We start from the raw sequence: 13,105 nt of genomic DNA, 5'->3' as shown, positions 1-13,105 counted from the left end.
TCAAAAATAGGTCGGCTAATAACCGACCTATAAGTATTATTCAACTGAAACTAAAAATGGGTAAACTGGCTGGTCACCTTCATGAATTTCAACTTCAAGGTCATCATCAATATCTAAAATTGCGTTTTGCAATTGTTCTGCCATCTCTGAAGTAGCATCTTGACCGTAAATAATCGTAACGATTTCGCTATCTTCTTCTAACATTAATTTAACCATTTCGACCGTTGCATCCATCAATTTAGGATTGGTATTAACGATTTTACCATCAATCAATCCCATATAATCATCTTGATGAATTTCGCGTCCGTCCAATTTAGTATCACGAACCGCAATTGTTACTTGTCCACTTTTGACAGTGTCCAAGTTAGATTCCATCGCTTCTGCATTTTCTTCCAAATCAACATCTGGATTAAATTCAAGCATTGCTGCCATTCCTTGAGAGATTGTCCGACTATGGATAATCTTAGTTGGAATATCAGCTACCTCAACGGCCTGCTCAGCAGCTAGAAAAATATTTTTGTTATTAGGTAACACAATCGCTTTTTTAGCGCCTGAATCATTAATCATAGCTACGATATCAGCGGTACTTGGATTCATCGTTTGTCTGCCACTAATGATATGCGTTACCCCTAAACTAGTAAATAATTTAGAAATACCTGCACCTGATGAAATCGCAATTACAGCTGTTTCAGGAGCCGCTTCTTTTGAGGTTGATGATGCTGTTGGTGTTTCATCTTGTTCTATGATTTCTTCTTGTTGCCAACGCATGTTATCAACTTTAATTTTGGTGATATCACCAAATTGTTGGCCCCAAGCTAAAACTTCGCCAGGGTGTTCGGTATGAACATGCACCTTAACCACTTCATCATCATTGATAACTAGTAATGAGTCACCCATCTTAGCTAGATAATCGTAGAAAGTATCGTAATCGAACTCCTTAGTAACTTGCAGTCCTTTTCCGATTCGAACCATCATTTGAGTACAATATCCAAATTCAATATCTTCTGGATTAATTTTTCCCTGTACACTTTGATGATGTTTAGCATCTACCATTTCATTTACTTCAGTAGCATCCGGTTCATGCTTGTATTCAGTAATATCATTACCATTCAAAACGTCATTAAACGCATCAAAAACAAATACTAAACCTTGACCACCGGAATCTACTACGCCTACTTCTTTTAAAACTGGAAGAAGATCGGTCGTCTTTTTAAGGGCTGTTTGTGCAGCACTATCAATAGCTTCCATAACTTCGGCTAAACTATCAGTCGTTTTAATTGCCTCATTACCTGCCTTAGCAGCTTCACGAACCACTGTTAGAATAGTTCCTTCTGTAGGCTTCATTACCGCCTTATAAGCCGTTTTTGCGCCTTCTGCGACAGCTTCGGCTAAATCTTCAGCATTGAGGGTTGCTTTACCTTCAACGCTCTTAGCAAATCCGCGGAAAATTTGAGATAAAATTACCCCAGAGTTACCACGTGCTCCCATTAAGAGCCCTTTAGCTAAAGAAGCCGCTAAATGCCCTACTTCCAAACTAGCATCGTCATTTTCATACTTTGCGCCACTTTCAAGTGAAAGGCTCATATTTGTTCCAGTATCTCCATCTGGTACCGGAAAAACGTTCAAAGAATTAATAAAATCCGCATTCATTTTTAAACGATCAGAACTGGCTTGCACCATCTGATCAAAAACTTCATTAGTAATCAATGTTCCTATTGCTTCCAAATTCATTATCCTCCTAGTTCAACGAACCTAATCGTTGAGCAACTTCACACCTTGAACAAAAACATTGACCGAATTAGCAGAAATGCCAAGCATTGATTCTAGGCTGTACTTAACTTTTGATTGTACATTTTTTGATATTTCAGAAATTTTAGTACCATATCCAACGATAATGTAAACATCGATGGCGATCCCATTTGCTTCTTGTTTAATTACTACTCCACGAGCGTAATTTTCTCTTTTTAGAATTTCATTTATGTTGTCACGAATCTGGTTTTTACTAGCCATTCCGACAACCCCATAATTATCAGTTGCGGCTCCGCCAACAACAGTAGCAATTACATCGTTTGAAACGTCAATTGTTCCATTTTTTGTTTTTATCTTGACAGCCATACCCCTGCCTCCTTAGTATTCATATATACCAACGATATTTTACCATATCCCATACATGCATTAAATACAAGAGCAAACATCTGAATTGGATACTGATTATTATTATACCGAGGATATTCATTTATTCTAATAAATTTTTTTAAGTGACAACCTTTTTAAAAACGTAACGGATTATTTGAGTGTCAAGGATAATTACTTGAAAGTTTCCTATTGCAATATAGCGGGCAATATGATAAATTGTTATGGTGATTGAAAAAGATTTCTATAAAAATATAGAAGTGACAAAGGAGGGTTTCGACATGGCAAAAGATTTTGTCACAGGTAAGCACACTCGCTTCGGAAATACTCGTTCACACGCTTTGAACCACAGTCGCCGAAGCTGGAAGCCAAATTTACAAAAAGTTCGTATCTTAGTTGACGGCAAGCCCAAACGTGTTTGGGTATCTGCTCGAGCTTTAAAATCAGGTAAAGTTACACGCGTATAAAAAAAAGATTGGTTAGTTGATAACCAATCTTTTTTATTTTGTCTTAATCTTTACTTTGAATTACTGCTACCAATCCGTTACTCAAGTAAACAGTCGCCTTAGAATCGATAAATTCATTGCTAACATAAGCACGAGCATTTGAAACCATTGCATTATGTAATTCATATTTTTCATCATCTAACGTTAAAACATCGATTTGCGTTAATGGGATAAAAGATAAATATTTAAAACCTTCCAACTTGTCGACCGTATGTTTGCCAGAATTAAAAAATCTAATATTATTTTGTCGATCAATTAATTCAATTTGCTCTGCAAACATTCTAAAACGGTCTTGGAGGACCATTAATACATTGGCAAGTAAATGGTCTAATCTTCCTCCACTAATCCCTAAAACGCGAATATGAGCGCGAGGATCATGATCTAAAGCATATTTTAATCCTGATTCAGTATCTGTATCATCTTTAACTGGATCTAGTTTAATTACTTGCTTTGCATTAGCTTCAATTTCTTTAAACTCTTGGCCATTAACCGAATCAAAATCTCCTACTGCTACTTCTGGTATTAAACCCATTTCAATCAGTTTTAAAGCTCCACGATCTACTCCAATCCAATCTCCTTCAAAATCATTTAAATTATCAGGTAAATTTTCTGGAGCTCCACCAACTAATAAGTTAAAAATTTTCATTATTTTGTAAGTTCCTTTAATAGTTGCACTTGTTTGGTGTAATCTTCAGCGCCGAAAACGTATGAACCAGCAACGGCTACATCTACGCCAGCATCATAGACCGCTTTGATATTTTTGTCTGAAATTCCACCATCAATTTCAATATCAAATTCTAATCCACGTGCTTGGCGTAATGCAGATAGTCGCTTAACCTTGCTGATTGAGCTTTCAAGAAACTTTTGTCCACCAAAACCTGGGTTAACCGACATAATCAAAACTTGGTCAATTTCGGGTAATAGTTCTTCTAATTCTGTTAATGGAGTTCCAGGGTTAACTACTACTTCAGCGCGAGCTCCAGCATTTTTGATAATTTGGATTGCTCGTGCAATATGCTGAGTACTTTCAACATGAACACCAACAATACTTGCACCGGCTTTAACAAATTGTTCAACATAGTTTTCTGGATTTTGAATCATCAAATGTACGTCTAATTTGATATCTGTATCTTTTGACAATCCTTGAACTGTATTTAGTCCAAAACTTAAGTTAGGTACGAAGCTACCATCCATCACATCAACGTGAAGATAGTCCGCTCCTTCTACTTTATTAATATCACCCATTAAGTTAGCTGGGTCTGCACTTAAAATTGATGGGGCTACTTTAATCATTTCTTCTTCCTCCGGTCCTTTTTTTGATAACCTTTACACTTATATTCAGGTTTTTGATTCCGAATCAGTTCGATAAACTGTTCATAATTAGCATAACGGCTGCTTAGCACACTACCGTCTTCAACTGCCACTTTGACTGCACATCCCGGTTCGTTTAGATGTAAGCATTCTCGAAAACGACAATTTTGGCTGAGCTTCTTAAAATCAATAAAATATTCTTTTAATTGTGTATCAGCCATTTCAAAAACTGCATAAGTTGAAAAACCTGGTGTATCAGCCACTAAACCATCTTCAATGGGAATCAAAGAAACCTTACGCGTCGTGTGTTTACCACGATTTAATGCCTGTGAAACTTCTCCAGTGGCAATATTCAACTTTGAATCAATTCGATTTAAGAGCGTTGATTTTCCCGCACCAGTCTGTCCCATAAAAATAGTTAGTTGATTTTTAAATGACTCTTTCAATTCGATTAAATCAGCATCAGGTTGACTACTAATTGGAAAAATCACTTGATAGCCAATTTTTTGGTAGTAGCCGGCAATTTTTTGTAAATCTTGAAACTCCGTTGGGCTTAAAAGATCCGTTTTTGAAAAATACAAAATAGCCTCAATATGTTTTTCAGCCAATGCCACTAATTGACGATCGAGCAAATTTGCCGAAAAGCTGGGCTGAGTTGCTGCAGTGACAATTACAGCTTGATCGATATTAGCTAATGGCGGACGCACCAACTCATTTTCACGCATATGAATTTTGGTAATGTATCCAGTATCATTTTCACTTTCCTTAAAATCGACCATGTCACCCACTAACGGGCTAGTTTTTTGATTGCGAAAATTACCTCGTGCCCGAGTCCTAACGATTTTATGGTCTTCTGTTAACACATCATAAAATCCTGCTAATAATTGTATAATTTGTCCAGTATGCATGCGTCCTCCGTTAATTAGCAACCGTAAACGTAATTGTTGTCACTCGTGGCACAACCACTTGACCAGATACAACATCTTGGGAGATGATGCGATTATTATCGAAACGATTGGTAACTATTTTTCTTTTTTTAATGGTAAATCCTTTAGCTTCCAATTGCTTTTTGGTGCTACTATAATCACTTCCAACATAATTATCGACATCAAAACTGTTCGGTCCCTTACTGATAACAATGTTAACTTTGATTCCTTCTTGAACATATTTTCCACTTTGTGGAAGCGTTTCAACTACTTTATTATAACTCGTTTTATCATCAGCTTCTTTAGTTATTTTTCCGACTCCTAAATTCACTTTTGATAGTTTAGTCATAGCTTGTTTTTGAGTTAAATCTTCTAAATTGGGAACCTGTACCATTTGCGGACTACTCAACTTGAAAGCAATCAAAATTCCTAAAATAAAAGCTACCGCGGCCATTGCCATAAATAAAGCTCTTCTCCGTAATGGATGACGACGTTTAAAGCGATGCATATGACTTTCTTCAGCATCTGGTGCTTTTTCTTTCTTAGCAAAATTGATTTTATTGTTCATTTTTAACTTAATTGGTCGAGTTTTTTCAACCTCATCTTTTGCTAATCCCTGCTTTAATTCGTCTTGATTTAAAACAATCGTATGTTCTACCAAAGAATCTTCCACAAACTTGCTTTCATTAGCCCGTTCAGGCTGTAAAACCGTCTTCAAATCAGCAGCCATCTCGGCAACATTTTTATATCGATCAATTGGATTTTTTGCTGTTGCTTTCAAAACCACATTTTCTAATGACTGGGGAATTTTTGTATTAAAATCCTTCACCAAAGGTAACTGGTCTTGATAATGTTTTACCGCAATTGATACGGCACTTTCACCTTCAAAAGGAACTTTTCCAGTCAACATTTCAAATAAAATAATTCCTAATGAATAAATATCCGATTGTTGCGTAGCAATGTGTCCTCGTACTTGCTCTGGCGATAGGTATTGTACCGACCCAATCACCGTATTAGTTCGCGTAAAACTACTTTGTTGATTAGCAATCGCAATTCCAAAATCAGTAATTTTAGCTTTTCCATGTTTATCAATTAAGATATTTTGAGGTTTTAAATCGCGATGAATAATCCCATGATAGTGCGCCGTCTGAACACCATTTAAAATTTGACTCATTAAGCTAACTACTTGACCAAGTGGTATAGGAAACTGATCTCTGATATATTGCTTAAGATTTTGCCCTTCAACATATTCCATAATCAAATAGTTCATTCCATGTTCTTCGCCAATATCATAAACACCGACAATATTAGGATGAACCAGTTCTGTAGTCGATAAAGCTTCGCGTTGGAATCGTTTGATTGCTGAAACATCATCTTGCATGTCAAAACGGACCAGTTTTACCGCAACATCTCGATCTAAAATTAAATCATGTGCCAGATAAACATTAGCCATTCCGCCTTCTCCAAGTGGTCGAATAATTTTATATCGACCATTCAAAGTTTGGTTAGGGGTCATAATATATCCCCCTCTTCTACTTGAACAATTAAAGTTGTAATATTATCTGTTCCACCTGCAGTGTTAGCCATATCTACTAACTGATTAGCTTTTTTTTCAAGGCTAAGCGTACTCATCAACACATTTTTGATCATATCATCAGAAACAAATTTAGTTAATCCGTCCGTGCAAAGTAGCAATTCATCTTCTTTGGTAATATCAAATACTTTAATCTCAGCTTCGGCTTGTTCTGAAATTCCTAAAGTTTTAGTAATTACATTTTTTTCTGGATGGTTACGAGCTTCTTCAGGAGTAATTTTTCCTAAACGAAGTAGTTCATTCACTAAGGAGTGATCGGTCGATAGTTGTTTCAAACCATTTTTCGAACTATATAAATAGCAACGACTGTCGCCAAGATTAGCTACAATCACTTGCTTACCTAAAAAGAGTGCCAAAACGATGGTTGTTCCCATGCCATTTAATTTTTTATAGTGCTTAGATGCTTGCAAAATTTTACGATTTTCAAGAGCAAGTTGGCGAATTAACCAATTTTTAGCATCAGTAACATTATTAACGTCAGAAGTTTCAAATAGATACCCAATGTGTGAAACGGCCATCTCGGAAGCTACATCGCCGCCCCGATTGCCACCCACACCGTCAGCTACAATGGTTAAAATAGCTTCAGAATCATTTTTGAAAATTCCTACATAGTCTTGGTTAGTCTCTCGAACTTGTCCTTTATCAGATAGGTACGCATATTTCATAACACCAATCACTTCACCTTTTTTAAATTAGCGATGAAAAAGCCGTCTGATTCAAAATCATCAGGATAAATATTAAGGCTCAATTCATCTCGATTTTGCTTGATTTTTTTAGCTGTTTCAACTTTGAGTTGTTCAAATTCAGGATGGATAGCTAGGAATTTCTCTATGGTTTCTTGATTTTCTTTACGCAAAATTGTACATGTACTATAAGTTAGTACGCCACCTACTTTGAGCATTTTAGCAATATTATCCAAGATTTTTAATTGGAGTTGATGAAGGTCGCTACTATCTTTCTTGCTCTTAAGATAACGGATTTCTGGTTTTCTTCTCATCAAACCAATTCCCGAACATGGTGCATCTACTAAAATTCGATCAAAACTTTCATCTAAATCTTCACGAGATGCAATGGCATCCTGAACCTCAGTTTTAACGTTGTCTAGATGCATTCTCTGTGCATTATCTTGAATTAATTGCACCCGTTTTTGATAGATATCCCATCCAGTTACTTCTCCTGTTTCGCCAATCATCGCGGCTATTTGGGTCGTCTTCCCCCCGGGAGCGGCACAAGCATCTAGTACTTTTTGCCCCTTCTCTAAGTGCATCGTTTCTGCAACTAACATTGCTGATTCATCTTGAACGGTCAAATCACCATCAATATAACTTCTTGTATCGGAAATACTAGCTCCTCTGCTAAGGCGTAAACCATCTTTAGCAATTGCACTTGTCGTTACCGTATACTCATATTCTAAATCTTTAATAATATCCGCATGTGTTTTATTCCAACGATTAATACGAACCGCAAGATGGGAAGGTTGGTTAATACTCTTCAAAATTGAAATGCATTTTTCCTCACCCAATTCATATAACATTTGATCAACAATCCAAGGCGCAACGCTATATTGAGTCGATAATCTTTCCACTGGATTTTTGATCGAATCAAAACTTGGTTTACCATTTCTCTGATACGAGCGTAGCACACCCGTCACCATTTTTCTGATACCGTCATTGCCCCGAAGCTTAGCAATTTCAATTGATTCATTAAAAATAGCAAAGTCCGGTACACGGTCTAGAAACTCCATTTGGAAAACAGCTGTTCTTAGTAGATTAATGACCCAGCGCGGAGTCATTTCTGGTTTTCTAATATAATCAGCTAAATAAAAATCAAGAGTGAGTCGATGTTGTAAAACTCCGTATACAATTTCTGTTAACAAATTTTTATCAATATCAATCAATGATGAACTTTTTATATCTTGATTAAGTTGAATATTGGAAAAAGAACCTTCATCAATCTTTTCTAAAATATCAACCGCTAAATTTCGTGCACTATTATTTTGATTTGTCATTATCTATTATTTGCTTTCCTGGGTGTAAGTTTTCGCCTACCCCATTGAGATAGTCTGTAATTGTCATCTTTTGTTTGCCAGCTGGCTGTAATTCTTCAATACTAATTACACCGTGTTCTCCAGTTGCTATCAAGAGCTCATGCTTCGTTTTTGAAACAACTTGACCCGGTTTTAAATCTGTAGTTTGATCTATTACTTTTGTTTTCCATATCTTAGTTCGTTTGCCTTCCATCATAAAGTAGGCTACTGGGAAAGGTCGTAATCCGCGGACCTTTGCATCTACTAGACGGGCCGGTAAATTAATATCAATTTCTTCTTCTTCGGGGCTAATATTAGGCGAAAAGCTAACTTGTTCTTCATCTTGTTTAACTGGTTGAACATTTCCTTCAATTAATTGAGGTAGCGTGTCTAACAATAAGTCACGCCCTAAAAGACTTAACTTTTCAAACATGGTTCCCACATCATCTTGGTCGGTAATAGGAATTTTTGCAGTAGCAAGCATTTCACCAGCATCCATTTTTTTAACCATATAGATAATAGTAACACCAGTTTCTTTATCACCATTCATTATGGCATAGTGCACGGGTGCTCCCCCACGATATTTTGGTAATAATGAAGCATGCACATTGACTGCCCCAATCTTAACGGAGTTAATCAAACTCATTGGAAGAAATTGACCAAAAGCAGCCGTGACAATTAAATCCGCATTTAACGCGATTAGTTCTGTCAATTCAGTACTTCCACTTAACTTCTCTGGTTGATAAACCTTAATATCGTTTCTAACAGCAACTTTTTTTACTGGACTGGGTGTTAAAACATGTTTTCGCCCGACTTTGCGATCCGGTTGGGTAACTACCCCAATCACATCATAGTTTGGTTCGTCAATTAGGCTTTGCAAAATTGGCGCCGAAAATTCTGGTGTTCCCATAAAAATAATTGATTTCATAATTAGACCTACTTCCTAAATATTACAAAAAGTTTTGTGGTTCGGAATCAATACTAATCCGTGTCCCCTGTCTAAATTTCTCCTGCGATTTGTTCAATACTTCTAACAGCGCACGATGTAATTTAGGCTCTTTTTGATATTTAATTAAAATTTGGTAGTAATATTTTTGTTTAATTTTTGAGATAGATTTAGCCGTCGGCCCTAACACAATTGCATTAGCTGATAACTGCGGTTGAATAATATTCAACATTTCGTAAGCATTTTTTAACGCTTGTCTTTCATCCCGATCTGAAACACTAACTAATACCGTGTAGTAATAAGGCGGATATTTGCCTAAATGCCTCAAATACATTTCTTTATAGAAAAAGTCTTCATAATCTTGTTTTTGAGCTAAACGAATTGCATAGTGATCGGGGTTAAAGGTTTGAATTAGTACTTCACCGGTCTTATCAGCACGTCCAGCACGTCCAGCAACCTGAGTTAAAAGCTGGAAAGTTCGCTCACTTGCCCGTAAATCCGGTAATTCTAGTGCTGTATCCGCATTTAAAACTCCTACCAAGGTTACATCAGGAAAATCCAACCCCTTAGCAATCATTTGCGTACCCAAAAGAATATCTGCCTCGTGGTTGCCAAAACGTTCTAATAGACGCTCATGGGCTCCCTTGCGACGGGTGGTATCAACATCCATCCGAAGTACGCGAGCTTCAGGAATGATCTCTGCCAATTGCTGTTGAACTTTTTCAGTTCCAGTACCGAAAAACCGAATTTTATCACTACCACAATTTTTACATAAACGTGGGATTGCTTCTTCATGACCACAATAATGACACCGCATGGTTCGAGAATCCATATGCATCGTTAAAGATACATCACAGTTAGGACAAGTTAGGACAAAACCACACGTTCGACACATCACGAAGGATGAAAAACCTCGCCGATTCAACATTAAAACTACTTGTTCTTTCCTTAAAATCCGATGTCGAATTTCTTCAACCATGGGTGCCGAAAAGTTTTCATTATATCCATCACCTAAATGCTGACGCATATCGATCACTTGAATATTCGGTAAAGCCTTTTGATTGGCTCGTTTTTGAATTTTTACAAAATCGTATCGCCCACGTTCCACGCGAGAACGACTCTCAAGAGAAGGAGTAGCGCTTCCCAAGACTACGGGACATTCAAATTTCTTTGCACGATGAATCGCTACATCTCGAGCATGATAACGCGGTGCATCAGATTGCTTATACGTTTCTGAATGTTCCTCATCAATAATTATAATACCAATATTACGTAGTGGTGCAAAGACCGCCGACCGTGCTCCAACTACTACTTTAACTTCATTTCGTACAATTCTTCGCCATTCATCAAACTTTTCACCGTCAGAAAGTCCACTATGGAGAACAGCCACTTGTGTACCAAAACGCGCCCGAACTCTTTTCACCATTAAGGGTGTTAAGGAAATTTCTGGAACCAGTAAAAGAGCAGTTTTCCCTTTTTTTATTACCTGTTGGATACTCTGCAAATAAACTTCTGTTTTTCCCGATCCAGTAACGCCTTCAACTAAAATTGGTTTAGCATTTTTGTCTTCAATTGCTTGTGTAATTAAGTTGTAAGCGGATTGCTGTTCTTCATTTAAAGCCAAATTTTGATCAAGCTGCATCTGACGTCCTTCAAAAGGATCGCGATATTGCTCAACCGCCTTACGAACTAGCCATCCATTTTTAACCGCTGTATTTAATGTTGAGCGTCCTACATCATAATCATTTAAAATTGAAGCTTGCGAAATTCCCTTTTTGACATCTAACGTTTTAATTATATTTAGTAACTCAACTTGTTTCGTAGCATTTTTTCTTAACTTTTTTTGTTCTTGTTCATACTCACTTAAATCCATCGTAGGCCAAAGCCAATTAATCATTTTCTTTTTAGCAGAATCTTCCGTGACATATTCTAATGTAACGAATTCATCTTTAATCCACTGATTAAGTTGTTTTTGTTGGCTAAAACTGAGTTCATTTACTTTAAGATCTGTAACCTGTTCTTCCCCTAATAAGGCAATCACGGTTTCCATTGTAATTTTTGTTTCATTGATTTTAATAAAACGCTTGGTATTAACTTTCACCAAACTTGGAAGCATTGCATTTAAACAACTTACTCGAAAAGCATACGTTTGGTCGGCTAACCACTCTGAAAGCTCAATCAATTCTTTATTCAGCAATGGTTCCGGTTCTAAAACTGAAATGATGTCCTTCAATCCTTCAAATTCATTAGTAGTTTCTTCTCCGACCACAAAACCTTGGATAGGCCGCTCAGACTTACCAAAAGGAACAATTACTCTGGAACCAATTTTAATGTCATTTTTAATGGCATCATTTGCGATATATGTAAATGGTGTATTAGTTTGTAAAGCTGGGACATTTACGATGACATTAAATTTTTTTGCCATGAGTTACGTTCCTTTCAATTAATTTCTTGGTCGATTAGCTTTAAAATCTGTTCAGCAATTATCGATTTATCATTCTTTTTCAATTCTATATTAGCTTGGTGCGGACGTAGAATGGTGACAGCATTCTGATTAGATTCAAAACCGATTTGGGGATTACCTACATCATTAGCCACAATCATATTTAGGTTTTTCTTAAGAATTTTACGTTGAGCATTTTCAATTAAATCATTCGTCTCCGCAGCAAACCCCACAACGTATCGAAGTGAGTCTGGACGTTTTAGTGTCGCTAAAATATCAGAATTTTCAATCAATTTAATTTCCAGTTCACCATTAAAATCATCTTTTTTCATTTTATGATCTGCTATTTTCGCCACGCGGTAATCTGAAACTGCTGCGGCCATTATCAATATATCTGCATCTTGTACTGCTGTATCAAGGGCGGCCTGTAAGTCTGCTACACTCTTAATATTTATCCGTTGAATACTTGATTCCGCTGGTAAAACTAAGTTTGTAGGTCCAGAAATTAAAGTAACCTGCGCTCCTAACCGTTCTGCTACTTGAGCAAGCGCAAACCCCATCTTACCAGATGATTCATTACCAATATAACGTACGGGATCAATCGCTTCACGCGTCCCCCCAGCAGTAACCACAATGTGTGTTCCTTTAAAGAGATTTTCCCGCTTTTCAAGGGGCGTGCTGATAAAGGCATTTACGATTTCAGCATCCGGAAAACGTCCTTTTCCAGAATAACCTTCAGCCAGCTCTCCAACAGCTGGTTCTAAAACGACTACTCCATCTACTTTTAATTGTTCGATATTCCGTTGAACCGCTGGATTATTCCACATATTAACATTCATTGCTGGTAGCAACAGCTTAGTTGCTGTTGAAGCAATCACTACAGTTGAAGCAAAATCATCCGCAATTCCATTCGCCATTTTTCCAATAAAATTAGCCGTGGCTGGGGCGATTACAATTTTATCTGCCCAGTCTGCCAGAGCTACATGAGCAACTGGGTTTTCCGTATTAATTTCAAAATCATCATAGACAAGGTCATTGGTAAGTGTTGCAAACGTTAATGGTGTGACGAATTTTTTGGCCATTTGCGTCATCACTACCTTGACTTGATTACCACTTTTGATTTGAAACCGTACCGCTTCAACCACTTTATATTCGGCAATTCCGCCAGTAATAACAAATAAAATTTTCATATCGAACAACCTCCTTCTGCTATTTTACCA

12 protein-coding genes are annotated in these 13,105 nt (G+C 37.0%); 1 reads left to right on the top strand and 11 read right to left on the bottom strand.

Going from position 1 to position 13,105, the window contains the following annotated elements:
* Positions 1-36: 36 nt before the first annotated feature.
* A complete protein-coding gene (locus IV86_RS02455; RefSeq protein ID WP_056979332.1) occupies positions 37-1,731 on the bottom strand; it encodes a DAK2 domain-containing protein in 1,695 nt (564 codons plus the stop codon).
* 21 nt (positions 1,732-1,752) lie between these two features.
* Positions 1,753-2,115, bottom strand: coding sequence for an Asp23/Gls24 family envelope stress response protein (locus tag IV86_RS02450; protein ID WP_002833566.1), 363 nt, complete (start codon positions 2,113-2,115; stop codon positions 1,753-1,755).
* Between the two features lie 299 nt (positions 2,116-2,414).
* Here IV86_RS02450 and rpmB point away from each other — a divergent pair, with 299 nt between their 5' ends.
* Positions 2,415-2,600, top strand: a complete 186-nt coding sequence (gene rpmB / locus IV86_RS02445) for a 50S ribosomal protein L28 (RefSeq protein ID WP_011673291.1) — start codon at positions 2,415-2,417, stop codon at positions 2,598-2,600.
* A gap of 43 nt (positions 2,601-2,643) precedes the next feature.
* Here rpmB and IV86_RS02440 read toward each other — a convergent pair whose 3' ends face one another.
* From IV86_RS02440 to coaBC, 9 genes are read right to left on the bottom strand one after another with little or no spacing between them, the layout of a single operon-like run.
* Positions 2,644-3,285 (bottom strand): thiamine diphosphokinase, encoded by a 642-nt coding sequence (locus tag IV86_RS02440; protein WP_002833564.1) that lies wholly within the window; start codon positions 3,283-3,285, stop codon positions 2,644-2,646.
* Entirely contained in the window at positions 3,285-3,932 is a 648-nt protein-coding gene (gene rpe, locus IV86_RS02435; protein WP_002833563.1) for a ribulose-phosphate 3-epimerase, read from the bottom strand. Before rpe ends, IV86_RS02440 begins: the two co-directional genes overlap by 1 nt.
* The gene (gene rsgA, locus IV86_RS02430; protein ID WP_056979331.1) at positions 3,929-4,858 is read right to left on the bottom strand and encodes a ribosome small subunit-dependent GTPase A; all 930 of its coding nucleotides are present in this window, start codon (positions 4,856-4,858) and stop codon (positions 3,929-3,931) included. Before rsgA ends, rpe begins: the two co-directional genes overlap by 4 nt.
* Before the next feature lie 10 nt (positions 4,859-4,868).
* Positions 4,869-6,392: a Stk1 family PASTA domain-containing Ser/Thr kinase gene (gene pknB / locus IV86_RS02425; RefSeq protein ID WP_002833561.1), complete on the bottom strand. Its 1,524-nt coding sequence runs from the start codon at positions 6,390-6,392 to the stop codon at positions 4,869-4,871.
* Entirely contained in the window at positions 6,389-7,135 is a 747-nt protein-coding gene (locus IV86_RS02420) for a Stp1/IreP family PP2C-type Ser/Thr phosphatase (protein ID WP_002833560.1), read from the bottom strand. Before IV86_RS02420 ends, pknB begins: the two co-directional genes overlap by 4 nt.
* An 8-nt stretch (positions 7,136-7,143) precedes the next feature.
* Complete coding sequence (gene rsmB, locus IV86_RS02415) at positions 7,144-8,478, bottom strand: 16S rRNA (cytosine(967)-C(5))-methyltransferase RsmB (RefSeq protein ID WP_029257870.1); 1,335 nt, start codon at positions 8,476-8,478, stop codon at positions 7,144-7,146.
* A complete protein-coding gene (fmt, locus tag IV86_RS02410) occupies positions 8,462-9,424 on the bottom strand; it encodes a methionyl-tRNA formyltransferase (protein WP_029257869.1) in 963 nt (320 codons plus the stop codon). The genes rsmB and fmt overlap by 17 nt, the downstream gene beginning before the upstream one ends.
* 22 nt (positions 9,425-9,446) lie before the next feature.
* Positions 9,447-11,867, bottom strand: a complete 2,421-nt coding sequence (gene priA, locus IV86_RS02405; protein ID WP_002833556.1) for a primosomal protein N' — start codon at positions 11,865-11,867, stop codon at positions 9,447-9,449.
* Positions 11,868-11,881: 14 nt separating this feature from the next.
* Positions 11,882-13,075, bottom strand: coding sequence for a bifunctional phosphopantothenoylcysteine decarboxylase/phosphopantothenate--cysteine ligase CoaBC (gene coaBC / locus IV86_RS02400; RefSeq protein ID WP_056979330.1), 1,194 nt, complete (start codon positions 13,073-13,075; stop codon positions 11,882-11,884).
* Positions 13,076-13,105 lie beyond the last annotated feature (30 nt).

The sequence above is a fragment of the Pediococcus pentosaceus genome (assembly GCF_001437285.1).
Classification (GTDB): Bacteria; Bacillota; Bacilli; order Lactobacillales; family Lactobacillaceae; genus Pediococcus; species Pediococcus pentosaceus.
Note: the sequence above shows the minus strand (reverse complement) of the source record. Positions and strands in the feature narration are given on the sequence as shown.